This window comes from Paenibacillus sp. FSL R5-0517, from assembly GCF_037974355.1.
Taxonomy (GTDB): domain Bacteria; phylum Bacillota; class Bacilli; order Paenibacillales; family Paenibacillaceae; genus Paenibacillus.
In genome coordinates, this window is the sequence record NZ_CP150235.1 from 883,113 (window position 1) to 908,455 (window position 25,343).

Below are 25,343 nucleotides of genomic sequence, written 5' to 3' on the forward strand. Positions count from 1 at the left end.
AGTTATGGACGAATGAACGTCCATTTATGGCAAAAAGCCCAAGCCTAAAGGAACACCGAACTGCTCCCTGTCGTAGTAAACCATAGAAGACTACGATAGGAGCAGTTCAGTATGCCAAGGCATGGGCTTTTTTGCTGTTTCATGATTGTCGCAACAGTTGCTTGATTTCCGCTGCCGGACTGGAGCCAAGTTCTTCTTTGAGCAGTTCCTCCAGAACAAGATACTGCGGCTGCGCTTCGGTTCTTCGTCCAAGCGACAGATACAACAGGATGATCTCACGATGAATATCTTCCCGAATCGAATCAATCTGGAGGATACGTTCAAAATAATACAGCGCCCGTAACGTCTCGCCTTTCTTCGCGTGATAGTGGGCAGCGGTTTCCATCGTCATGAGGAAATCCAGTTCCAGCTGTCTGGACCACGCGAAAGCCCACTCATAATGCCTTCCTTTCAGGAGTTCACCCGTATACAATGTGTCCATCCGCTCGAAGAGCTCGGGGCGATGTGCCGAAGCCTGACGCATCTGTCGGAACAAGACCTCGAACTCGTACAGATCACAGTTAATCGCTTCCCGGTCGATACGAATACCATTCCTGTCCTTAAGAATGATCGGTACGTCACTGTTATCACCGATGGCACGTCGCACGTAGTACAGTGTGGAATTGATGTTCGTCCAGGCCTTCTGCGGACTGAGGTCCTTCCACAACGTATCAGCCAATGCATCGCGGGTGGTTGACTTGGTATACAACAAGAAGGCGAGTAACTCTTCCGTTTTGGGCGTTCTAAGTTTGATGGGGCTATCTGCTCCGGTTCCACCGAACACGGTGAATTCACCAAACAGACGAACGTTCAGTTTCGGTTCTGGCACCGCTGGCCCTGGCGTTGTCACGGATTTGTGAAGCTGCTGCTGCAACCGCTGAATGCTGCGGTTCAGTCGCTCTGCCGTGACCGGTTTAATAACGTAATCGATCACCTCTTTGTCGAAGGCCTGCACCGCATATTCCTCATATCCGGTCACCAACACGATGGGAAGCAAAGGGTGATGTTTCCGCAATTCACCAATGAGGTGCATACCCGAAATGCGCGGCATTGTAATGTCCAGAAATGCTGCATCGAAGCTATTCTCTGCCGCGTATTCACAGGCTTCCTCCGGATCGTGAAACGCACGACATACTTCAACTTCTCCGCTTTCTGTCAAAATACGATTCAGTCGCTTGAGCGACAGATCCTCATCATCCACGATGATGACTTTTATCATGTCTCATAACCCCCGTTCCCATCTGTGCTAATACGTTGATTAGGAAGATCAAATGTAATGCGCGTTCCCTCGCCGTCCAGACTTTCCATCTGAAGGTGTCTGCCATACAGCAGGTTCAACCGGCTGGAGATATTCCATATTCCCACGCCGTTACTGCCGTCCGTGGATTGCCGAATTTCCTCCATTCTTTGCTTGGTTATGCCGATTCCGTTGTCCTCGATAGAGAAACGTGTTTCCGTATCATTCAGATTACGAATGGACAATATGACGCGACCACCGCGAATGCTGGACATTAGCCCGTGCCGAATCGCGTTTTCGATCAGGGGTTGCAACGTGAGGGGCGAAATATCCATATTTCGGTTCACGTCCGCATCCACATCGATAATGACCTCCAGCCGTGAGCCAAAGCGTGCCTGCTCAATGGCAACGTATGCTTCGATCATCTCCAGTTCGTTCATCAGGCTGGTTTTGGAGTCCAGATGTTTGAAGTGCACACTGCGCCTTAAGTAACTCGATAATTGCAAAATCAATTGTTCTGCCTGATTCGGCGCATCTACACACAATTCGGCAATGGCATTCAGAGCGTTATACAGAAAGTGCGGGTTCATCTGTGACCGCAAAAAGGAGATCTCGGCATCTCGCGCGGCTTGAACAGACGTTATCATCCGGGTCAAACCGCCGATCCGTGCCAGCAATTCCTCTGATTCAAACGGTTTTGATACGAAATCATTGGCACCTTTCTCCAAAGCCAGCTTCAACTGGTTGGCTTTATTACTTGCCGTCAGCATAAGCACCGGAAGCTCGGAAGGAGAGTAACGTTCCCTGATCCGTTCCAACAATTCGTACCCCGACATGTCCGGCATCATAATGTCAGCAATGACCAGATGTACGGCAGGGAGCTGGTCGAGCAGATCCAGTACAGAAGGGGAGCGTGAGGTTACCGCATAACTGTAGCCTTCCAATTTCAAGAGATTCACTATGGTCTGTAAATTAGCCGAGTCGTCGTCCACAACGATGATCCATTCGTTGAGATGCCCTTCCACAATCGTTGGTTCTTCGAACCTTAGTAACTGATTACCATGACTTGTAGGAGCTATGGTAATTGGCTTGACGTTGGATCGTTTCTCACCTTTGCCATCGGCCAACGGAAAAGTCAGGATGAACGTGGCCCCCATGCCAGGTGCCGATTCTGCATGAATGGTTCCTCCATGCAGCTCTACCAGCTTGCGTGTAATGCTTAGTCCAAGTCCGGTGCCTCCGGCAACGACTGGTCCTGTATCTGCTTCCTGCTCGAATGGCAGGAAGATATGCTCCAGCTTGTCCTTGCCGATGCCACGACCGGTATCGATAATGCGGATTTCCGCTTTGCCATGAACAACGGCAGCTTCGATGCTTACTGTACCTTTTTCCGTGAATTTGACGGCATTACCGATCAGATTATGTAAAATCTGAATCAGTCGGTTGCCATCCGCATAGATTGGCGGGAAATGAGCCGGGATGCGATTAACGAGCTCCACCATTTTCGAGCCAAGCAGGAAGGAGTGCATACGCATGACCGATTCGACAAACGAGTACAGATCGGTTGAAGACCGGTGGAGCGGGATGTCGCCATGTTTCATTTTCGAATAATCCAGTAATTCATCGACCAGGTAGGTTAATCGTCTGCCGCTACCCGTCACGATCGCCAGGTTATGCGCCTGTTCGTTGGTAAGCGGACCTTCGGCACCTTTGAGCAGGCTCTCACTGATGTTCACGATGGCATTCAGCGGTGTTTTGAGCTCATGCGAGGTGTTCGACAGGAAGTCATCTTTCACCTTATCCAGCAAGAGCAACTGATCTTTGAGCGCACGGACTGTACGATAAGCATCGAAGAACCGAAGTACCGCGAGAAACAGCATCAGGATGCTGAACAGGACAATGGAGACCTGCCCGATGTTCATATTTTCCTTTAGCGAGATGGAGAAGAGGTTAATGTCCAGACAGTACAGCATGATGCTTAAGAGAGCCGCATACCACAAGAAAGTAGACAGCCGATCACCCTTCTCACTCGTCAGAAACTGTGATGCGCATTGATATAACAACCAGAGCAACATTAACGTGTACATAACGACAACGTAAGGTGCAGCCAGCCCGTAGATGGAAATAGGCAGGAGCGCGACCATGCATAAGTAAGCTCCGAAGATAATCAGGATTACCGTTGTAAGCAGACTGGTCAAGATGCCTGTTTTGAATCGGTAGAAGTAAAAGGTCAGCAGACCCAGGCATGCAACGGAGCAGAAATCTTTTAATTTATAAAGCGTGCTAAAGGAGATTTCCGTGTTCACCATGGATAACACACGTTCGCTGATCATGCCGTTATAGAGCGCATACAGCAGACAGATTAGACCAAGCAGCAGCAGCGAATCGTCTCTGTTTCGGTAGAGCGCAGACCCCAGGTAACTGATAAGGAATATGATCGAAATGGTAGCCAGGACAGCAAGTGTGCCGAATTCAACGGCTGTGCTGATTTGATGTTTTTTCAGCATGGCTGCTTGTTCGCCGAAAAAGAGTGGCCCCGGAATGCCAGCGTCCGTGTAATCATAATTAGCCACCCGGATCACAATTTCAATGTCACCGCCATGATAAGGAAAGAAGCCGATCTGTGGGGAGTTTCCCGGTCGATATCCCGCTGATTTCTCCACGGCATGTCCGTCTTCCAGTAGCTTGTTACCATTGATATAGATATCGCTGGCAAAGCGGATGTTCATTTTTTTGATAGCGAGCGTTCCTTCAACTGGTACATTTCGGAGCACCAGTCGATACGTGGCGAAGCCGTGGGTTGGCAGTCGTTCGCCGTCCATTTTAATTCGATTCCATGAACCGGGAACCTTTGCATATGTATCGGGTGCTATTGTTGGACCAACCTGATTCGGAGTTGCAGATTCAACAGGAAGCAACTTGTTCCAGTAAAATTCCCACTCACCGTCCAGCTTGATCCGCTCGTCTTGTTCCGGGTTCCAGCCCGATAGATCCATAACACCTTGACGGGCAAGAAGAGCCGCAGATTGGGGTTCTCTGATTGTTGACAGGAGCAGTACGGTAACAGCAACTACAACCGTCAGGACAACGCCTGAAATTTTTAATAACACGAAATGCTGCTCCTTTAGAGGTTGTGTGAACCATTGGTAGATTCGAACCAAATCTCTTGTATTCTATCGGCATTGTAGCGAATATCTCTGGGGGGTGCAATCATATTTCGACAAAATCCTTCATACCCACCCCGTGAATTCCAGTATTGATGCTTTTGCAGACTGTGCTTCTGTATGGGCTGCTTTGCGCCAGGCTTTGGGTGATTGTCCCATCAGTTTGAAGAAGCAGCGGTTAAAGCTGGAGATGGATCGGAAGCCGACTTGCTCGGAGATGGACAGGATGGAGGCGTCCGTGCTTTTCAATCGCTTGCATGCCTCTTCAATTCGGGTACTGTTCAGAAAATCAAGCGGTGTGGTTCCCATAATTTCATGGAACTTGCGGCGAAAATGCGTTGTACTCAGATGACACAGATCAGCGAGGTAATCGATGGTCACAGGCATCATATAGTTTTTGGTGATAAACTCCAGCACGGGTGAGATGACCAAGTCTCCTTGGAGGTCTCGTTCCCGTTCCTGATTCTGGGCTGACCAGCTCTCGTTGCTTGCATGAAGTCGAAGCAGTTCGATGTATAGAGACATCAATAAGCCGTACGCGCTCTCCCGATAATAGGGGGACTGCTGCTTAATCTCTTCTACGATTGATGTTGCGAGTGAGTGAATTTTGGGATGCTGCTCCTTATTCAGAATGCAATTGGTTCCCTGAATCGCCCATAGATTCGGTTCAATGTGGTTTTGGGCTGTTTTGAGTGAATGGCGGAAGAGTTCTTCCGGTGAAAAAAAGATATAAGCCCACAGGCTGGCGTTATTAGGTGAACTATATGTGGTATGCGGAAGGTAACGGGGAATGAACGTGACGTCGCCTGCCCGAAACGGTACAGATTCCCCCTTAATCTCCATGACCCCCTCATCCGAATAACAGATGCCAATCTCCATGTGGTTATGGAAATGAAGATGCTCACTCTTGATATCGGATATTCTCCAGCGGTCTCCACTGAGTAACAGGACAGGGAAATCAATGGGCAGGCTGTAGTGACGATATTCAATGACAGGTTTCTTCGGTTTGGGCATTGTCGAGGGCTCCTATGTATAAATGATTGAAATTGCGCACTTTTGTTGTGAATATGCTTAGATTGAGACTATTTTACTGCGTACAATGGAATAAGTAAAGCGTTTACAAATGGACGGACACCTCTCAAGGCGCACTTGGGGGTGTGTGCGCAGGGAGAGGGGAATAACAATGCTTCAAGTGAAATATGACAGAGAACAGATTCTTCACGTAATCGAGAATGTTACCAAGAAAACACTGGATATGGATATGACATGGGATTGGCCCGGCGGTGTGGCCTATTATGGTGTATCCAGAGCCTATCAGACGACAGGCAACCAAGAGATTCTGGACAGGCTGGTGAAATGGGCAGACGAATATATCGAGCTGGGTCTGCCAAGTTGGACGGTAAATACATGTGCCATGGGTCATGTGCTCATCACTTTATATGAAGAAACAGGGGATCAGAAGTATTGGGATATTGTTCTCAGCAAGGTTGATTATCTTCAGAACTATGCACTTCGCTTTGGAGACAATGTGCTTCAGCATACAGTATCCGTGTCCAATGATTTTCCGGAACAGGCTTGGGCGGACACCTTGTTTATGGCGGCATTTTTCCTGCTCCGTGTAGGTAGCAAATTAAAGGATGAAGCCATGATTCAGGATGCGCTGAATCAGTATTACTGGCATATCAAGTACCTTCAAGATCCAAGCAGCAGTCTGTGGTATCACGGCTATAACAATATCAACAAGGATCATATGTCCGGATTTTACTGGGGGAGAGCGAACGCTTGGGGCGCCTATACGATGTCTCAAGTGAAACCGCAATTGAACGACTGGTATCTGTATCCGCAGTGTATGGATGTAGAATGTGCTCTTCGCGATCAATTGGCGGCTCTGAAGCTGGTACAGACCGAGAACGGCTTGTGGCGTACGGTGCTGGATGACGTAGAATCGTATGAAGAGGTATCAGCTTCCGCGGGTATTGCAGCGGCAATGATTAATAACGGCAACCCACTGCATACCAAATATGTGCAAAAGGCACTCGAAGGCATCCTGAACAACATTAGCGAAGATGGCCGTGTGCTTGGTGTATCTGGCGGTACAGCCGTGATGAAGGATCGGGATGGCTATCGCAATATTCCTAAAGACTGGATTCAAGGCTGGGGTCAGGGCCTGGCACTCGCTTTTCTGTCCGATATGTTGAGATAGGGAGGGAACCCAATTGTCCAAATTAACCAAAGGCTCCTTTACACTGCCGGGAGAATCCGGTTATGAGGCACTTACGCTGGAACTTGCCGATCGCTGGGGTGCTGATGTGATCCGTGATAGTGACGGTACGAAATTGTCCGACGAGATTATTAATGCCGGATATGGCATCTATTCAACCATTTGCATCATTCGGGATCATAATGAGTGGGCATCCCGTAATCTGGATAAGCTGCAGCAATGTTTTCTCATTACGAATCCGAAGGTCGCTGTACAAGATTATGTATCCATCTATCTGATGGAGGATTTTTTTGCTGAACAATTCAGGGTGAATGATTCCAAAGAAGCATTTAAGTATTGGCAGGTATATGATCGAACGACTGGAGAAGAGGTACCAAGAGCACAATGGAATTATGAAAGGGAATCTGGCAATGTAGTGATTACTGGCGTTGCTCCCTGGCATAAATACACGGTAAGTTTCATGGTCTATCGGATCTGGGAAGAGATCTCCATGTACAATCATACAACGAATAATTGGGATAAAGAGCATCTGATGCAGATTGACCCGATCTATACGGAAACGCAAACGTATCTACTAGATTGGATGGAAACGTGGTGTCAAAACCATCCGGAAACAACGGTTGTACGTTTTACATCGCTATTTTATAATTTCGCCTGGATCTGGGGCAGTGATGAGCGGAACCGCCATCTGTTCTCGGATTGGGGTTCCTATGATTTCACGGTAAGTTCGAGAGCGCTGGATCTATTTGCTCAGAAATTTGGGTATTCACTCTCAGCCGAGGACTTTGTGAATGGCGGTAAATATCAGGTCACTCATATGCCTGCGGATCAGCGCAAACTGGACTGGATGGCATTTATCAATGATTTTGTCATTGAATTCGGTAAGAAATTAATTGATATGGTGCACAAGCATAACAAGCTGGCGTATGTCTTCTATGATGACAGCTGGGTGGGAATGGAGCCGTACAATGATCGCTTTCAGGAGTTTGGATTCGACGGCATGATCAAATGTGTGTTCTCCGGTTATGAGGCTAGAATGTGCTCAGGCGTTAAGGCTGATACCCATGAGATTCGATTGCATCCCTACTTGTTCCCGGTTGGCTTAGGCGGGCTTCCTACCTTCAAGGAAGGCGGAGATCCTACCCTTGATGCAAAGAAATATTGGATTAATATTCGGCGTGCGCTGCTGCGTGAGCCGATCGATCGGATAGGATTGGGTGGGTATTTGCATCTGGTTGAGCCTTATCCTGATTTTGTGGATTACATTGAGAAGATTGCCCATGAATTCAGGGAAATGAAAGAGCTCCATCAGAAGGGAAAACCTTATCAGATCAAGACAAAAGTAGCCGTTCTGCATAGCTGGGGCAAGTTAAGATCGTGGACCTTGTCCGGTCATTTTCATGAAACGCATATGCATGATCTGATTCATGTGAATGAGGCATTAGCCGGATTACCTGTTGACGTGCAGTTTATTGATTTTGAGGATATTCGTCAGGGCGTATTGAAGGATGTGGATGTTGTCATTAATGCGGGTTCTGCGGGTTCAGCATGGAGCGGTGGAGAGCACTGGAAAGACCACCAATGTGTAGACATCCTAACCCAGTGGGTGTACGAAGGCGGTACATTTATGGGGATCAACCAGCCCACAGCGACCCACGGGTACGACAGCTATTTTAGAATGGCTCATGTGCTTGGGGTAGATGAGGATACAGGTGCAAGGGTTGTTCATGGAAAATGGTCCTATGAGGTTAGTGATGAGTATGGTTTGGTGCCTGAGGGGGCCAGCATACTTCCGAAAAAGAACATTTATCTTACTGATGGATCAGCAGCTGTAATGAGTGAAACGAATGGTCAGATCACGTTGTCCACACATGCTTTTGGAAAAGGAAAAGGGATCTACCTGCCTTCCTTCGAATTCAGCTGGGCAAATACAAGATTACTTCTGAATTTGATTCGATTTGCGGGCAATGAATTCCATGAAACATTGTACATCACGGATAACTTGTATACCGAGTGCGCTTACTACCCTGAAAGCAACATATTGGTTGTGATCAATAATAGCGATCAGGTTCAGTCCACGACGATCCATACAGAGCATGGGAAACAGACCATGGAATTGGAGCCGTATGATACGGTGATCACCAAAATTGGTTTAACCAAATCGGTATCCCCATAGAATAAATAATGATTAAATAGACCGTATCCCTTAACCAGGGAGCGGTCTATTTAGTGATTAGGGCGTGTCTGAAAACTCTCAAGGAAGCAGATTGTATAGTACGGATATTACTGTATCGTGTTAAAACTATTTAGTAGAATATTTAAATAAGGATAGGGATCATGAGCCCTAATATATTATTGTTTTCATCCTTTCAAAGGAGAGAGTGCCCTAATGTACAGTTATAAAATGTTGGACAAGATAAGCACGGAAACACTTCACCAAGCGTTTGTGGATGCGTTCTCCGACTATCAGGTTAAAATGGATCTGCCCTTTTGGAAGTTTCAACAAATGCTCCAACGAAGAGGGTATCACCCCGAAATATCTATGGGAGCCTTTAAAGATGGGAGAATGGTCGGATTTGTTATCAATGGACTTCGAAGCTGGAATGGAAAGGCAACTGCATATGACCTTGGGACAGGCGTTGTACAAGAATGCAGACGGCAGGGCGTTACAAGCCATCTGCTCTTGAATATTCAAAAGCTGCTAAAAGAAAAAAATATAGCGCAATATCTGCTGGAAGTCATCCAATCCAACGAATCTGCAGTTCAGCTCTACAGTAAACAAAACTTCAAAATTCAAAGGGAATTCGCATGTTTCCAGCTGGAAAAAGATAAATTCATACCGAAAACGGCCTGCACAGTGGAATGTGTGGAGAGAATTGATTTGGAGCAGTTTAAGGAATTTTGGGATGTGGAGCCCTCCTGGCAAAATTCAATAGATTCCATCTACGCTGTACCAGAAGCTTTTAGCTATGTAGTTGCACGTCAGGATCACAAAATTGTTGGCTATGGCATTATAGATCAAAAAACAGGTGATATTCCACAGCTTGCAGTGAAACCAAATTATCGGGGCAAAGGTATTGCAAGTAGCATCCTGACAGAGATGGTCAAGCGCACAGAATCGCCAATAATCAGTGTCCTCAATGTGGAATCTCATCTCAAACCGATGGTAGATTTCCTCCTGGTCAAATCAGGTTTTACGTATCATGTTGGCCAGTATGAAATGCTCCTGAAATTATAACGTGATCGTCGTCTCGACGTAGGATCAAATCGGATTCATACGAAAATATGTGAGATATTCGTATCTGTCTTGTTGGGCAATCGATCGGGAGGTTGAATTAAAGGCCTCCCGAATTCCTGGATTGGAGTATCCAATCATTCCCTTACTCGTTATAATAATGTGGATGTCAATGTAAGAGGAGACAACGATAAGACATGAGCCGCAAGACACACTGTAAGCGCATTCAGTTTCTGGATGATTGGAGTCTCAAAACCAAGTTGTACATATTGTTCATTTTTTGTGTGCTGGTTCCGGTCCTGGTCACAAATACCGTGTTTTACCTAAGCATCAAAGGTAACATTGAGGAGAAGGAGCATAGCCGATTCAATGAAATGCAGCAAAGGATCAAGTTCAACCTGCGAAACAGTATAGATAATAGCTTGTATGTGTCCAATTTTCTCTATACCGATGGAACGCTGAATCGATTCATGGAGTCCAAGTACCGCGATCAGGAAGACTATTACTCTGCCTACTATGATATGCTTAGCAACAACAATCTGGTCAGGTACTATTACAGCTACCAGCAGGTGAATCAAGTTACGTTTTATGTTGGAAATGATACCTTCGTCAATGGAGGAAACTTCATTAAGCTGGATGATGAGGTGAAGAAAAGTGATTGGTATCAAGCGCTGATGAACACAAGCGACCATATCATGATCTATTCGTATTTTGACAAGCAGCAGGCAGAGATGTCGCAAAGTCAGGGAGGACGCAAAGTCAGCATTATTCGCAAGCTGGATTATTTTGGGGAGCAGCAGGTTGAAAAGGTGTTAAAGGTTGATCTGGACTATTCTTTCATCAACAAATCGCTTAAAAATGAGGGAGCGAACGGGAAGGTATATGTCGTATCGGATGGCAGGGTCATTTTCTCGAACGATTCCGAAATGAACCAGACGCGCCAGCCATTTAATCTGATTGCGAACAGTCCAATTGATCCTGTTCAATCCATGCAATCGATTCCCGTCGTATCCGAGGATTGGCAGATTTTCGTCAGCACGGAGAAATTGGACGTTCTGTCGGAGATTGTTAATTCCAAGCTTAATTTGACTTTGCTGATCATTCTTAATCTGTTGGTGCCCACACTGCTGATCTGGTTGATATCCAGATCACTGGTCATCAGAGTTGATCGGATAGCGAAGCACCTGGATCAAGTGAAGCATGAGAAATTTGAAGTGATATCGGGACCTGTGGGCAAGGACGAGATCGGTAGCCTGACTCATAGTTATAACATGATGGTCATCAAGATCAAGAATCTGATTGAGATTGTGTTTAAGGGTCAAGTGGAGCGGCAAGCCCTCGAGCTCTCCAAGAAGCAGGCGGAGCTGAAAGCCCTTCAAAGTCAGGTGAATCCCCATTTTATGTTCAACACCCTTGAAACGATCCGTATGCGGAGTTTGATCAAGCAAGAGCTTGAGACCTCCGATGTCATTCATAGACTGGCACTGCTGCTGCGTCAGACGATCAATTGGGGCGACGATCTGATTACCATCGCACAAGAAATCAATTTCGTGGAAAGTTATCTGAGTATTCAGCAGTATCGCTTTGGCGAAAAGCTGCAATTTGCAATCAGGATCACTGACGAATCCATTGCTGCGATGATGATACCCAAACTAACCGTTCTCACCTTTGTGGAGAATGCTTGTATCCATGGCATTGAAGGGACAGCAAATGATGGGGTCGTGGAGGTATTATTCGAAATTCGAAGTAATGCGCTCTATATTTCCATTCGAGACACCGGCGTCGGTATGGATCAGGACAAGCTGTCCTCGCTCCGCAAAATGATGCAAGACCCGAGTATGGATCGGATGAGCGAGCTTAGCAGCATTGGCATGATGAATGCATATATTCGGCTACGGATGTATTTTGATGATTTCGTTCAGGTGCACATATTCAGTGAAAAGGGGAAGGGGACAACGATTGGCATTCAAATTCCTCTTATGCTGGCATCCCAAGAATAAGGAGCGAGGATATGATCAACGTGCTGATTGTGGACGATGAGCCATTTATTCGCCAAGGACTTCAATTGTTAATTGATTGGCAGTCTTACGGTTTCCAAATTTGTGGTCAGGCTTCCAATGGCAAGCAGGCATTGGAAGCCATACGCGCTGTGCAGCCGGATCTGGTCATTTCCGACATCAAGATGCCGGAAATGGACGGCATGCAGCTTGCTCAAACCTTGTATGAGCAATATAACGGTGATATCAAGCTGATTCTGCTTAGTGGATTCTATGAGTTTGGATATGCCAAGCAGGCAATTAAATATCAGGTGAATGACTACATTCTCAAGCCTATCGTGAAGACAGAACTGGTACAGGTGCTTGAGGAGTTTAGGGAGGCATTTCACGCACGGACAGAAGAGAAGCGTTATCAGCAAAAAAAGGATCAAATGATTATGGCCCAGCATATGCAGTCAATCTTGCTTGGGGTGGCTGAGGAGGAGGCTGTTACGAGTCTGCAGCCCCACTATCAAGATGCTGGCACAATGCGTTGCATTCTGATTGAGGTGGAAGGCGTTCCAGAACAGGGAATGGATTGGTGCGCTCGGGTTGAGGCATGGGTGGATGAGCCCTTACCGGGGCAAGTTTTGAAGCCGTTTACAGGTGATAAAAATGCGGTTCTGCTCATTGTTACGGATCTGATGGTGAAACGTAAGGCAGCGACCTTGGAGCACTATTTGACCCAACTACATACCGAGTTGAGCCGCGATCAAGGGGCGGTGGTTGCTTGTTATGTCGGGAAGGAAGTACAGGGGTTGGAGGCGCTGCATGAGTCTTATCAATCCTGCGGCATAATGAAAAGCTTACGTTTCTTCACCACGTGTGGGCCCATTTATTATTTCGAGCTTATGGATACGAACTTATTTGTTAATCGGCCTGGTCAATTCGAAAAACAATTGTTTGATGGGCTCGTCAAGTCTATCGAGGAACAGCAGACGGATGAGCTATACAGCCATGCAAAGGCCATTTTTCAATATTTTCTGGATGAGCGAATAGAGCCTGGTATTGTCCGAATCCACCTGCACTATTTGGCATACAATTTGCTGGATCTCGTGAATAACGATACGGTCACTCCAGATTCCGGGCTGATGGAATCGGCTTTTCTGAAGGTGAACTACGCGATGTTATCCATGGAGGAAAACATTGAACATTTATGTGAGTTCTCGCTTATGTGCGCAGAGGAGCTGAAGGAGCAGCAAAAGTCGAAAGGGATGGGCATATTAGCCAAAATCGAGGCCTTCATTCACGAGCATTACAGAGAGAATATCAGCCTGAAGCTACTGGGAGAGCAGTTCTACATGAACAGCGCATATCTGGGACAGATTTTCAAAAAGCATTACTCGATCAGCTTCAGTGATTATTTGAATCAATTGCGAATAGAGGAAGCCGCTCGGCTGTTGCGCAGAACGGATCAAAGAGTATATGAGATTGCAACAATGGTGGGATATCGGGACTCCGATTATTTTATTAGCCGGTTCGAGAAACTCATGGGGGAGACGCCTGCACAATATCGTAAAAGTGCCCATGCTGCGTACTCTATTGATTCAACATCCTGCACTCCTTGACGGAGCGGCGGGATATTTTTTTTCGCAGATACTGGAATTAGTGGGATTCGGTCTATAGTTTATCCCGTTGAGAGGGGCATGGAAGCATGATAATTTTAAGTCAGCCTTTGGAAAGCGCTTTCCAAAAAGCTTCTGTCAATATAATCGATGGAGGGGTCATGATGAAAAAGGATGTTAGAAAAAGAATCAAGTATAGTGCTCTGCTAGCTTTGATACTGGTCATTGCACTCGCTGGATGTACACCGGGATCGTCCTCGAAAGGGGAAACAACAGCAGATGGAAGGGAATTGAAACAATTTTCAGCCTTTTTTGCCGTACCTGGGAAAATTGCGCCTGACGATAATCGGTTGTTAAAAGCTATTGAGGAGAAAACAGGCGTCAGAGTTACGATGGACTGGCTTACGGGCCAAACAGCCAAAGAACGAATTGGTGTGCTCATTGCAGGCGGCGAATATCCCGACTTTATCGATGGGAGTGATGGTACTCAGCAACTGGTAGCGGCAGGGGCGTTAGTACCACTTGAGGATTACATCGATAAATATCCAAACATCAAAAATTACCTGGGTGAAGACTGGAAGAAGATGAAAAATACGACGGATGGACATATCTACTTCATTCCTCAGTTCGGCAATATACAAGAAAAGTCGATGAAAGTAACCCATGATGGAGAAGCGTTCTGGATTCAGAAGGCCGTACTGGAATGGGATAATTATCCGACCATCAAAACACTTGACCAATACTTTGACTTGATTGAACGGTACAAAGCAGCGCATCCGACCGTTGATGGTCAGCCAACCATTGGATTCGAGATTATCTCTTATGACTGGCGTTATTTCGCACTGGAGAACCCTCCGCTCTTCATGGCTGGTTATCCTAACGAAGGCGCAGCCATCGTTGATAAAGAAACGCTGACGGCCAAAAACTATAATACTATTCCCGAAGCGAAAGCATATTTCAAGAAGATCAATGAAGCATATCATCAAGGCCTGGTCGATAACGAAACCTTTACAGCAAACTATGATCAATATATATCCAAAATTTCAACCGGACGTGTGCTGGGCATGGTGGATCAAGGATGGCAGTTCCTTGACGCCGAAGCATCACTCGTGAAGCAAAAATTGTATGACAAAACCTATGTACCGTTGTCCATCACACTCTCCGAGGATGTCAAAGGACGTTATCAGAACAATCCAATCCTTAACGTAAATGGTGGCTTGGCCATTACTAAGAGTTGCGAGGATATCGAAGGGGCACTTCAATATATTAATGATTTGCTGGACCCTGAGATAGAGGTATTGAGAACCTGGGGACAGGAAGGCGTGGATTACCAGGTGGATGACAAAGGCGTGTTCTCCAGAAATGAAGAGCAACGTGCGAATTCCAAAGATCCGGACTGGGTGCTTGCGAATACGGGAAGCCCATTGGTCTATTTCCCGCATCATGAAGGCATGACCGCTGATGGGAAGAATGCTCTTGATCCTAAGGAGCAGCCGGAGGAGTACCTTGCCACATTGAATGACATCGATAAAAAAGTGCTCAAGGCTTATGGATATACGAAGTTTACCGACTTCCTGGAGCCTGCGGAGGAAAATGAACCGTGGTTCCCGATCTATACCTATAATTTCGAACCGAATAAACCGGAGACCATTGCCAGACAGAAGATGGACGATGTTAAACGCAAATGGCTGCCAAAGGTGATTATGACTTCACCAGCCGAATTTGATAAGGCTTGGGAAGAGTATCAAGCCACGCTCAAGGAGAGTGCAGATATTAAAGCGTATGAAGATGCGCTGACGGAAGAAGTTCGCAGACGTATGGAACTGTGGGGATAAAGGCCTGTCACACCGGAAGGCTATGGGGAACCCCGTAGCCTTTCTTACACGCCAGATTCGGGAAGATTGGATAGGAAAGGAATCGATTCATCCAGACTGGGTGATATAGATAAACTCGTCAGCAAGGAGAGAAAAAACATGGCCAAAAAGGAGCTGCAGCCTTCGTTAAAGACCAGCCATATCCCAGCGGGAACAAGCTGGATCGGGTACAACCTGTCCAGAATGAAAAGTCAGCGACAATTAATGTGGATGTCATTTCCGTTTATTGCGTTTATCGCTATTTTTGCGTATGGGCCATTATGGGGCTGGTTGATGGCTTTTCAGAATTATAGACCGGGCATTGGTTTTATGGAGCAGGATTGGGTTGGGCTGGATCATTTTCGAACGTTATTCACGGACCCTACATTTTTACGTGTCATTCGCAATACGCTGGCGATGAGCCTGATCAGTCTGTTTCTGGGATTTGTCGGTTCAATTGGTCTGGCGCTCTTATTGAATGAGCTGCGGATGGTATTGTTCAAACGCGTGGTACAGACGGTCTCTTACCTTCCGCATTTCCTGTCGTGGATCATCGTAACAGGGATCGTTGCGAATGTATTGTCAACGGAAACCGGAATTGTGAATGTACTGCTGACAAAATTGGGTCTGATTGATGCACCGATCAACTTTTTTGCGGAACCCAAATACTTCTGGGGGATTGTGGGTCTGTCCAGCATGTGGAAGGAAATTGGCTGGGGTACGATAATCTATCTGGCGGCCATGGCGTCGATTAATCCGAGCTTATACGAAGCAGCTTCCATTGACGGAGCCGGCCGCTTTCGCAAAATGTTCAATGTCACACTTCCAAGCATCAAACCAACGATCATTATCCTGCTTATCATCAACGTGGGTAACGTACTGAACGCAGGTTTTGAGATTCAATACTTGCTGGGGAACGGACTTGTGCAGGATGTGTCCGAGACAATCGACATTTTTGTTTTGAAATACGGAATTAATCTCGGCAACTACTCACTTGCCACCGCCGCAGGCATTTTCAAAAGTGTGGTCAGTCTCGTGCTCATATTTATCGCCAACGGGATTGCCAAGTCTCTTGGTGAAGAGCGGTTGATATGATAAGGGGGCAGAACTGTGAAGCGATTTCGTAGAAGACGAAGCTTGGGTGATTCAATTTTTTCCATCACAAATGGCATATTTATGTTGCTTGTCATGGTTGTTACGTTATATCCTTTTTTAAACACCATTGCCGTATCTTTCAATAACGGGCTGGATACGATCCGCGGAGGGATCTATCTCTGGCCAAGGGAATGGACACTGCAAAATTATGTCTCCGTATTCCAGAATCCGAATCTGACACAAGCTGCATTTATTTCGGTTGCCCGAACCGTGGTTGGAACGGTTGTGCAACTGTTCTGTACCGCGATGTTGGCCTATGTGCTGAGCCGCAAGGAGTATATGTTTAACAAATTGGTCACGACGCTATTCGTAGTAACGATGTATTTCAGCGGCGGTTTAATTCCAGGATACATGCTGATCAAACAAGTGGGGCTGCTGAACAGCTTCTGGGTATACATTATTCCCGGCTTGATCGGGGTGTTCAACATGATTGTCATTCGTACCTACATTCAGGGACTCTCGGAGGGATTGATAGAATCGGCGAAGATGGATGGAGCTGGAGATTTTCGGATTTTCATGCGCATCGTGCTTCCGCTGTCCAAGCCGGTGTTGGCTACAGTTGCTCTGTTCATTGCTGTAGGTCAGTGGAACTCCTGGTTTGACTCCATGTTGTACACGGCGGGTAATCGGAATTTGACCACTTTGCAGTATGAGCTTATGAAATTATTATCCTCTGCGACCTCACAGGGTGGAACCGTCAACGTGGATTCATACAAAAATGTGACCAACATGGTGACTCCTGTATCCATTCGTGCAGCAATCACGGTTGTGACGGCCATGCCGATCGTTTTACTGTATCCGTTCTTGCAAAAATACTTTGTCACTGGACTCACCATTGGAGGGGTAAAAGAATGAAAAATGCAAATCAAAACGAACAATGCACGTTTAACAATCCGATTATGCCCGGGTTTTATCCAGATCCGTCCATTTGTCGGGTGGGTGAAGATTTTTATTTGGTGACCTCGACTTTTGCCTATTTTCCTGGGGTTCCGATCTTTCAGAGCCGTGATCTTGCACATTGGAAACAGATTGGCAATGTACTGGATCGCCCTTCGCAATTAAATCTTCAGGGGGCAGGGCATTCACAAGGAATATTCGCTCCAACGCTTCGGTATCATGAAGGGACCTTCTATATGATTACAACCAACGTATCACATGGCGGCAATTTTGTTGTAACCGCTACCGATCCGGCTGGGCCATGGTCTGATCCTTATTTTATCGAAGGCGCAGAAGGAATAGACCCTACGATTTTCTTCGATGACGGCAAAGCATATTACCTGGGTACACGTCCTTGTTCCGAGGGAGTTCGTTATAACGGAAACTGGGAAGTTTGGCTGAGGGAGCTTGATCTGACCACCATGAAACTGGTGGGGGACAGTTACGTGCTCTGGCGTGGGGCCATGGTTGATGTTATTTGGCCTGAAGGACCGCATCTGTATAAGATCGACGAATATTACTATTTATTGATTGCAGAGGGCGGCACAGGACCCAACCATGCCGTGACCATTGCGCGTAGCCAAAGCTTAACCGAAGGGTACGTTGGAAATCCCAATAATCCAATCATTACACATCGCCATTTGGGCAAACGATACCCTATTGTTAATGTGGGACATGCCGACTTGGTGCAGGCTGCGAACGGTCAATGGTTCATGGTCATGCTTGCTTCGCGTCCTTACGGTGGGAGCTTCAGCAATCTGGGGCGGGAGACGTTCCTTGCTTCGGTCATTTGGGAGGACGGATGGCCAGTTGTCAATGAAGGGCGCGGAATTCTAGAGGAGCAGGGTACGCTGGATTTAAAACCTGTTCCGGTAGAGCCCCAACTGCGTTTTGACCATTTTGACAGTGATCGTCTGGGCTTGCAATGGATGTTTTTGCGCAATCCTCAGGAAGACCTGTATTCATTAACCGAGCGAAAAGGATATCTGCGATTGAAGCTGAAACCGCAAACATTGAAGGAAAAAGAGAATTCCAGCTTTGTCTGCCTGCGGCAAAGGCATATGGATTACGTGGCAGCTACAGCAATGGAATTTGTGCCCGGTAATGCAAATGAGACGGCTGGTGTTGTCGTCATTCAGAACGATCAGTATCATGTACGTATTGAGCGTGCACTGGTTGAGAAACAGCAGATGCTGCGTGTGGTGACCTGTATAGATGGTCAGGATACTCACATTACGCAGGTCGCGCTGGATGATGAAGTATCGCGGGTGTATATCAAATTGGCCGCGACAGGTCAGCAACTAAACTTCTACTACAGCACGGATGGAAGTCAGTATCATCTGGTTGCGGAACAGGTGGATACAAGCAGCCTGAGCACTGAAGTGGCCGGCGGCTTTGTTGGCTGCTGTATCGGAATGTTTAGCAGTAGCAACGGGACTTCATCGGATCAGGTAGCGGATTTTGACTGGTTTGAATATGGTTCCTATGAAAGTTAGTTAGATGACAGAATAACAGCAAGTAAGCTCAATCCGGTGGCGGTAGTCCAGGGATTGAGCTTTTTTTTCTTTTTGTTTAAGCGAAAACTGTGGGGAGTGGGGCCGCGTTACAGTTTATTGTCCAGCTTCATGTGCTGAGTTTTTTATGATGTTAACAATTTTACGCTGAGCATCCCTGGCTTCTGGAATCGGATAGAGGACGAAGACATGATTCATTTTGGGATAAACGTACGTTTGGTGATCGATTTTCTGATCCGTCAGCAGCTTGTCGAGCTTCATATTATCAGGAAACAAACCTTCGTGAGTTCCGATAAAGATGCTGATTCTACCAAGGCCGGCGAAATCTCCGTAGATTGGACTGATTAACGGGTCATTTAGAGGTTTATCAGCTGCCCAGATTCGCCGGATGACATCATATCCTTCCACAGCGAGCATCGGGTCACGGGTCTCGTATTCAAATATGACCGGATTGTCCAGCACCATATCCACACAAGGTGATAACAAGATGATATCTTTGGGCTGCGAGAGATCATGCATTTTCAGATAATGGGCCAAGGCTAGGGATATGTTGCCTCCTGCGGAATCCCCCATAATGGTGAGTTGTGCCGGGTCGTCCACAGAGGCGAGCAAATCCCGATATAGATTGAGCAGTTTCGGATACGTGTGCTGATAATTAAAATGAGGAACCTTTGGATAGATGGGAGCAACCACCTTGGCATTCAGAGCCTGAGCCATGCGGTCCATGAATTTCCAGTGTAAAGACAGCGGCTGGTGTGTATGCGCCCCGCCATGAATGTAGAGAATGACCCTCTGTTCACGGGAATGCTGATCGTTTAATGTGAATACCTGCATGTCTTCATGGGAGCGTTCTTTGATGGAAGATGACCATTTTGTTTTAGCCAAGGTATAGGGTTTAATGTTTTCCAAGCCCATATGATCCAGATGTGTGCGAGTAAGCTCGCGTGTTGAAAAATTCTTTTTGGTATCTAACGTTGCGATATATTTCTCGAATAGAAAACTCGTCAACGAGCGTTTATGATTATGGATATACAGATTCATTGAGGAATCACCCTTCCTGATGGAGTTCAGATATAAGATCTGTGAAGAAGAATATAAATAAAGTATAAAGGTTGAAGTGTACTGCATGGTCAATCTTAATTTTTCCATCGAATCGTTTACGGTTAGAGTAAAGCATGGTATCCGTTCTATGTTATGATATTTGCATCTTCAAAAGTTCGATTGAAGGGGCATAGCGTATGAATCAAAGCATACAACAGTTTAAAGCGGATTTTTTCAAAGCGTTGGCACACCCGATGCGGATTCAGATTCTGGAGCTGCTGAGTGAAGGAGCCAAGAATGTGAATGAACTGCAAAGCATTCTGGGATCGGAAGGCTCTGCTGTTTCACAACAACTGGCTGTACTGCGCAGCAAAAACGTTGTTCATGGAATCAAAGAAGGCACAACCGTCACCTATTCGCTGCGTGATCCGCTGATTAAGGACCTGCTGGCAGTCACCAAACAGATTTTTGACAATCATCTGGTTGATGCCATTTCCATGTTGGAAGACATTCGTAAAGAGTCCTGACACAACAAACAAGAGCAACTGGGTGTCATCACCGGAGGTTCTTGTTTTTTGTGTTAGTCTCCTGCCGGAAATAGTGTGCAATCCGATTGACAGGATGTGTGCGGGGGAGTAGTCTTTTGTTTATATTCAAATATTTAAATATATGAAGAAAAGAAGGTTTTTGTACATGAGATGGATGGGGAGATATGCAGGTTACAATGCTGCCGCTTTTCGCAAGGATCTGTTATCGGGGCTGATTGTAGGTATTATTGCAATTCCACTCGGTATGGCCTTTGCCATCGCTTCCGGGGTCAAACCGGAGTATGGATTGTATACCACAATAATCGCAGGGATTCTCATTTCCTTGCTGGGTGGGTCTAAGTTCCAGATTGGCGGGCCAACGGGTGCATTCATTCCGATTCTATTCGCCATTGTGATGCAGTATGGATATGAGAATCTGTTGATCGCGGGAATGATGGCTGGTTTGATGCTTGTTCTTATGGGCGTATTCAAGCTTGGGGCATTAATCAAGTTCATTCCCAGGCCGGTGACAATCGGTTTCACGGCAGGAATCGCCGTTATTATTTTTAGCGGACAGATTCCGAACTTCCTGGGACTTCGCGGCATCGAGAAGCATGAGGACTTCTGGTCCAATATGAAAGAAATTGGGATGCATATCTCGACAGTTAATATATACAGTGTGCTTACAGCTGGAATCTGTCTGGCTGTTCTTCTGCTTTTGCCCAAGTTTGCACCAAAGGTGCCTGCATCACTGGTGGGGCTGATTCTTTCGACGGTCATCGCAGCGCTCTTTTTTGAAGGGCAGGTGGCTACGATCGGTTCGTCCTTTGGCGCCATACCTAACGCCTTGCCTCAGTTTCATGTGCCGGAGATCACTTGGGAACGTATCATGAACTTGCTGCAACCCGCTTTTGTCATTGCCATGCTGGGTGGCATTGAGTCGTTGCTGTCAGCTGTGGTTGCCGATGGCATGACCGGAAGTCGACATAACAGCAATCGGGAGTTGATTGGGCAGGGGATTGCTAATATGGTAACGCCGCTATTTGGGGGCATTCCTGCAACAGGAGCAATTGCACGTACGGCAACGAATATCAAATCCGGCGCAGTATCGCCATGGTCTGGCGTGATTCACGGTGTAGTGGTTTTGCTGGTACTTGTTCTCTTTGCGCCATACGCATCTCACATTCCTCTTGCGAGTATGGCTCCCGTTCTGATGCTGGTGGCTTGGAACATGAGTGAACGGAGATCCTTCATGCATGTCATGAGAACCAAAACGAGCGATTCACTCGTTCTGCTCATTACCTTTTTGCTTACCGTATTTACAAGTTTAACGACGGCTGTAGAGGTGGGGTTGATTCTGGCTGTTGTTTTATTCGTTAAGCGGATGAGTGAGATGTTGAAGGTTGCCAAAGTACTGCCCGATCCCGAGCATAAACATGAGAAAGTCATGGCCCACATGGTTCGGGAAGGACATGACTGTCCGCAGATCAGCTTATATACGATTGAAGGACCTTTATTTTTTGGTGCGGCAGATATGTTCGAGAAGTCAGTCGTGGATTCGATTTATCGGCGGCCGGGCATTTTGCTGTTGCGCATGGGTAAGGTACCCTTTATGGATACAACAGGCGAAGCTAACCTGGCGAGTTTAATCAAGCATTTTGAACGGTCGGGCGGGATTGTATTGTTATCGGGCATACAGGAGCAGCCACTTGAGATGTTGAAACGAACAGGTCTGTTAGAGCGTTTAAATCCTGCACATCGGTTTGAACATACTGGGGAAGCCATTAATTATGCGTTACAGCATTTGAACGAGGAGAAGTGTAAGGGGTGCAAACATTTTGCCTTTCGTGAATGTGCTGTATTGTCGAGCGCTGGAACCGATCCAGAGCGTATGAACCGGCTGAAGACGGGAAAGCGGGCCAATGCAAGTAACCCTGTATGATCACCAAAAGAGTGCGTGTTAAAATGAACTTTGATTATAAATATAGGCCGTAAGATCGACATTTTGAAAAAAGGTTCCACCCATCAGGCAAATTTCAGACGTGGGAGCAGTGTGCGCTCACGTCTTTTTTTATTTTTCATAAGATTAATTTATAGAGGGTCTAGATATCATTCCAATAAATTCCTATGTACGATATATTAAGAATATATTAATAAAGAAGGAAGGGAATAATGTGTTCTACCGAAAATGGTTCACCGTTTGCCTGACGATTGCGCTAGTGATGTCATCCCTGGTATTCATTGAACCCACGTATGCTGAGGAAGGGCCGATAGCAAGCTACCGATATACACCGAACGAGGATGGCAGCATTTTTATTGAAGGGGTAGGCTATAATTCCAAAAATGAAAAAGTTAGCTTACGAGTGAGTACAGGAGATTTTGTCATCGTTGGGAAGAAGAAAGAGTATAAGCGCGTTATCTTGTTTGAAACAACGGTGCCAGCGAATAAAAATGGATATTTTGCCGTGACTACTACTCCCATAGATGCTGCACAGGTACAGCGAAATTCCATTACAATATCCTTCTATGATGAACGAGGAAAGGAATCCAGTATCTCCCCGGACTATCCTTTGCCCGTGCCGAAGGTGGATACGAATATTTACTATGTAGATCCTGATCATCTCCCCGAGGGAGAATATGATAAATATAAGGACGACTATACCCCGCAAACAAAGGTGATCATTGATTATTCCCAATATGGAGTAGGCAGCGCTGCACCCGATGTGCATTTTGCAAAACAGATCAAACAAGTGGTTAAACCGATATCAGTAGCAGCAAGTGATACGCATGTTATTGCTCTTACCGCTGACGGTACGTTATATGGTTGGGGAGATAATTTACATAATGAACTTAACAATAGTATTTATCCAGTACTGCCTGTTACGAAAATCAACAAGGTATCTAACGTTAGCCAAGTCGGAGCGGGAGATCGCTTTTCACTGTATTTAACCAAGCAAGGGGAACTGTTTGGCTGGGGTGATCTGAACTATTTAGGCATTCAAACGAAAACTGGAACACCTCAGAAGGTTACTCTTGTACCTGAAGCAATCAAAAAGATGGATGTTTATAGTAACGGGGTTGTGTTGTTAACTCATTCAGGTAATGTGTATCAACTTGGTGGGGCTCCAGGTACAGGTATGAAACTTCTGAAAAATCATTCGAGGAAAATTGGGATTACAGGTGTTATTGATGTAACCATTGGTGATCTGAATCGAGCTTACGCTGTGAAAAAGGATGGTACGGTCTGGTTCTGGGACACGAATATGAAAGAAACCGAAACGATAGCAACACCTATTCAAGGATTCAAGAATATACGGCAGATTTCTTCCTCAGGAGCGAACAATCCGTACCTCATCGCAATTGATCAAAAAGGAAATCTATGGGCTTGGGGCAGCAATTCTTCACGCCAATTGGGCTTCAATGTGACTCAAAAGATGTATAAGCCAATCATGATTAACAGGGGACCCATTCGGATTACGAAAACAGGATATTACTACCCTCAGGAAGATTTGGTGTACAAGTCCATATCTGCTGCGGATAACGGAGCCCTGGTGATTACCGACAAAAATGAGATGCTCTTCATGGGGTATAATGCGGGCACGATCGTATATGCCGATACAAAGGAAGCTCAACGTTCGTACCAGAATGTGACGCTCATTGAAACAAGTAAGAGTAACATGTACTGGGTATCGGGTGGCAAGTTGTGGGTTGCAGGATATCGTAATGAACTGGGTCAGCTCGGTTTCGGTGTTAAGTTGAACTAAATATCATTTCAGAGTGAAGGAGTATACATATGTCCATTCAACCGACTGCTTTACGTTCAGTGCTTAACCCCAGGTATCTGGAGTCTGCATTGAGCAATCAGTATGACATTGGAACATGGGAAGAATGTTTGTTTTGGCTTAGAGGATTGAATGATACCTACCGGGTTCGCACGTCCAGTGGCATGTATATTCTCCGGATCTACCGCACTGAAATCACGGAGGGAGATGTTCAGTATGAGCTTTCGTTATTGTCTCAACTCAAGAACGTTCTAGGTTCTGCGGAACATACCGATATTGGAGAATATATTCAGAAGAGAGATGACACTGGATATACGGTGCTGGAGGCGGCAGAAGGCAAACGGGTTGCTGTAATGTTTCGTTATATTGAGGGCACGGAGAACAACTTGGAGGATGAGGAGTCTTGTTTCGCCTTTGGTCAATCTGCCGCTGAATTGCATAAGGCTATGGATCAGGTGAACGTGGGGCTGCCGCGATATGAGCTTGATTTGAAATTTCTCATCGACGGACCCTTAGAAAGAATCATCCGGTATATCGGTGAGAACCATGAAGCAGCAGCATTCCTCCATACGTTTGCAACAGCATTAAAAGAACGCATCGCTGCCACTTCCAGCCAAGACCTGGACTTTGGTCTGTGCCATGGCGATATGCATGGGAATAACAATGCATTTCAACAGGAGCATTCGTTTATCCATTATGACTTCGAATGGGCAGCCAAAAGCTGGCGTGCTTACGATCTGGCCCAAGTGAAAATTCGGAAACGGCAGTCGGGTGATTCAGGGCAGAAACAAAGACTATGGGATGCGTTGATGAAAGGATACCGGTCGGTCCGGAAGTTTACGGATGCAGATGAACAGGCGGTTGATCTCTTTATTATCGCTCGAAGGTTCTGGGTGATGGGTCTGGATGTTGCTTTTATCGAAAGTGATATGGGAGCTCTGGATTATGGCGAGGATTGGCTGAATGATTTTCTGGAAGAGTTCCGAGATACGGGGATTGTATCATAGCGAAGATGAATATTATTTAAGATGTATGCAT

Annotated in this window: 17 protein-coding genes; 13 read left to right on the forward strand and 4 right to left on the reverse strand. The window is 46.2% G+C overall.

The features are described from left to right. Positions 1-139: 139 nt before the first annotated feature. From MKX40_RS04060 to MKX40_RS04070, 3 genes are all read right to left on the reverse strand, one after another. A complete protein-coding gene (locus tag MKX40_RS04060) occupies positions 140-1,258 on the reverse strand; it encodes a response regulator (protein ID WP_339239559.1) in 1,119 nt (372 codons plus the stop codon). Next, the gene (locus MKX40_RS04065) at positions 1,255-4,386 is read right to left on the reverse strand and encodes an ATP-binding protein (RefSeq protein ID WP_339239561.1); all 3,132 of its coding nucleotides are present in this window, start codon (positions 4,384-4,386) and stop codon (positions 1,255-1,257) included. Before MKX40_RS04065 ends, MKX40_RS04060 begins: the two co-directional genes overlap by 4 nt. Positions 4,387-4,506: 120 nt before the next feature. Then, a complete protein-coding gene (locus MKX40_RS04070; RefSeq protein WP_339239564.1) occupies positions 4,507-5,454 on the reverse strand; it encodes an AraC family transcriptional regulator in 948 nt (315 codons plus the stop codon). A 169-nt stretch (positions 5,455-5,623) separates the two neighbouring features. Here MKX40_RS04070 and MKX40_RS04075 point away from each other — a divergent pair, with 169 nt between their 5' ends. The 9 genes from MKX40_RS04075 (at position 5,624) to MKX40_RS04115 (ending at position 18,937) form a co-directional block, all read left to right on the forward strand. Further along, the gene (locus MKX40_RS04075) at positions 5,624-6,643 is read left to right on the forward strand and encodes a glycoside hydrolase family 88 protein (protein ID WP_339239566.1); all 1,020 of its coding nucleotides are present in this window, start codon (positions 5,624-5,626) and stop codon (positions 6,641-6,643) included. 13 nt (positions 6,644-6,656) lie between these two features. Then, on the forward strand, positions 6,657-8,837 hold the full coding sequence (gene gnpA / locus MKX40_RS04080) for a 1,3-beta-galactosyl-N-acetylhexosamine phosphorylase (protein WP_339239568.1): 2,181 nt from the start codon (positions 6,657-6,659) through the stop codon (positions 8,835-8,837). Positions 8,838-9,050: 213 nt separating this feature from the next. Further along, complete coding sequence (locus MKX40_RS04085) at positions 9,051-9,899, forward strand: GNAT family N-acetyltransferase (protein WP_339239569.1); 849 nt, start codon at positions 9,051-9,053, stop codon at positions 9,897-9,899. Positions 9,900-10,093: 194 nt separating this feature from the next. Next, positions 10,094-11,896 (forward strand): sensor histidine kinase, encoded by a 1,803-nt coding sequence (locus MKX40_RS04090; protein WP_339239571.1) that lies wholly within the window; start codon positions 10,094-10,096, stop codon positions 11,894-11,896. An 11-nt stretch (positions 11,897-11,907) separates the two neighbouring features. Further along, on the forward strand, positions 11,908-13,500 hold the full coding sequence (locus tag MKX40_RS04095) for a response regulator transcription factor (RefSeq protein ID WP_339239574.1): 1,593 nt from the start codon (positions 11,908-11,910) through the stop codon (positions 13,498-13,500). A gap of 158 nt (positions 13,501-13,658) precedes the next feature. After that, positions 13,659-15,332, forward strand: coding sequence for an extracellular solute-binding protein (locus tag MKX40_RS04100; RefSeq protein ID WP_339239576.1), 1,674 nt, complete (start codon positions 13,659-13,661; stop codon positions 15,330-15,332). A gap of 138 nt (positions 15,333-15,470) precedes the next feature. Continuing rightward, positions 15,471-16,445, forward strand: coding sequence for an ABC transporter permease subunit (locus MKX40_RS04105; protein WP_249913521.1), 975 nt, complete (start codon positions 15,471-15,473; stop codon positions 16,443-16,445). A gap of 15 nt (positions 16,446-16,460) precedes the next feature. Continuing rightward, positions 16,461-17,360: a carbohydrate ABC transporter permease gene (locus tag MKX40_RS04110; RefSeq protein WP_339239579.1), complete on the forward strand. Its 900-nt coding sequence runs from the start codon at positions 16,461-16,463 to the stop codon at positions 17,358-17,360. Beyond that, the gene (locus tag MKX40_RS04115; RefSeq protein WP_339239582.1) at positions 17,357-18,937 is read left to right on the forward strand and encodes a glycoside hydrolase family 43 protein; all 1,581 of its coding nucleotides are present in this window, start codon (positions 17,357-17,359) and stop codon (positions 18,935-18,937) included. The genes MKX40_RS04110 and MKX40_RS04115 overlap by 4 nt, the downstream gene beginning before the upstream one ends. Positions 18,938-19,051: 114 nt before the next feature. Here the strand turns inward: MKX40_RS04115 and MKX40_RS04120 are convergent, their stop codons facing one another. Continuing rightward, positions 19,052-19,996 carry an alpha/beta hydrolase gene (locus MKX40_RS04120; protein ID WP_339239584.1) on the reverse strand — a complete coding sequence of 315 codons (945 nt, stop codon included), beginning with the start codon at positions 19,994-19,996 and terminating at the stop codon, positions 19,052-19,054. A 197-nt stretch (positions 19,997-20,193) separates the two neighbouring features. Between MKX40_RS04120 and MKX40_RS04125 the strand changes: the two genes are divergently transcribed. The 4 genes from MKX40_RS04125 to MKX40_RS04140 all read left to right on the forward strand — a co-directional run bounded on the left by MKX40_RS04125 (position 20,194) and on the right by MKX40_RS04140 (position 25,312). After that, the gene (locus MKX40_RS04125; RefSeq protein WP_017690603.1) at positions 20,194-20,523 is read left to right on the forward strand and encodes a metalloregulator ArsR/SmtB family transcription factor; all 330 of its coding nucleotides are present in this window, start codon (positions 20,194-20,196) and stop codon (positions 20,521-20,523) included. A gap of 166 nt (positions 20,524-20,689) precedes the next feature. Next, on the forward strand, positions 20,690-22,465 hold the full coding sequence (gene sulP, locus MKX40_RS04130) for a sulfate permease (protein ID WP_339239586.1): 1,776 nt from the start codon (positions 20,690-20,692) through the stop codon (positions 22,463-22,465). Between the two features lie 232 nt (positions 22,466-22,697). Continuing rightward, on the forward strand, positions 22,698-24,287 hold the full coding sequence (locus MKX40_RS04135; RefSeq protein ID WP_339239589.1) for a hypothetical protein: 1,590 nt from the start codon (positions 22,698-22,700) through the stop codon (positions 24,285-24,287). Positions 24,288-24,316: 29 nt separating this feature from the next. Next, the gene (locus tag MKX40_RS04140; protein WP_339239591.1) at positions 24,317-25,312 is read left to right on the forward strand and encodes a phosphotransferase; all 996 of its coding nucleotides are present in this window, start codon (positions 24,317-24,319) and stop codon (positions 25,310-25,312) included. Positions 25,313-25,343: the final 31 nt, after the last annotated feature.

Bases quoted from the DNA above. Each gene is read 5' to 3' on its own strand.
- MKX40_RS04095 (WP_339239574.1), top strand. From the start codon at position 11,908: ATGATCAACGTGCTGATTGTGGACGATGAGCCATTTATTCGCCAAGGA.
- MKX40_RS04125 (WP_017690603.1), top strand. From the start codon at position 20,194: ATGAATCAAAGCATACAACAGTTTAAAGCGGATTTTTTCAAAGCGTTG.
- MKX40_RS04120 (WP_339239584.1), bottom strand. From the start codon at position 19,996: ATGAATCTGTATATCCATAATCATAAACGCTCGTTGACGAGTTTTCTA.
- sulP (WP_339239586.1), top strand. From the start codon at position 20,690: ATGAGATGGATGGGGAGATATGCAGGTTACAATGCTGCCGCTTTTCGC.
- MKX40_RS04090 (WP_339239571.1), top strand. From the start codon at position 10,094: ATGAGCCGCAAGACACACTGTAAGCGCATTCAGTTTCTGGATGATTGG.
- MKX40_RS04060 (WP_339239559.1), bottom strand. From the start codon at position 1,258: ATGATAAAAGTCATCATCGTGGATGATGAGGATCTGTCGCTCAAGCGA.
- MKX40_RS04085 (WP_339239569.1), top strand. From the start codon at position 9,051: ATGTACAGTTATAAAATGTTGGACAAGATAAGCACGGAAACACTTCAC.
- MKX40_RS04100 (WP_339239576.1), top strand. From the start codon at position 13,659: ATGATGAAAAAGGATGTTAGAAAAAGAATCAAGTATAGTGCTCTGCTA.
- MKX40_RS04105 (WP_249913521.1), top strand. From the start codon at position 15,471: ATGGCCAAAAAGGAGCTGCAGCCTTCGTTAAAGACCAGCCATATCCCA.
- MKX40_RS04070 (WP_339239564.1), bottom strand. From the start codon at position 5,454: ATGCCCAAACCGAAGAAACCTGTCATTGAATATCGTCACTACAGCCTG.
- MKX40_RS04115 (WP_339239582.1), top strand. From the start codon at position 17,357: ATGAAAAATGCAAATCAAAACGAACAATGCACGTTTAACAATCCGATT.
- MKX40_RS04140 (WP_339239591.1), top strand. From the start codon at position 24,317: ATGTCCATTCAACCGACTGCTTTACGTTCAGTGCTTAACCCCAGGTAT.
- MKX40_RS04075 (WP_339239566.1), top strand. From the start codon at position 5,624: ATGCTTCAAGTGAAATATGACAGAGAACAGATTCTTCACGTAATCGAG.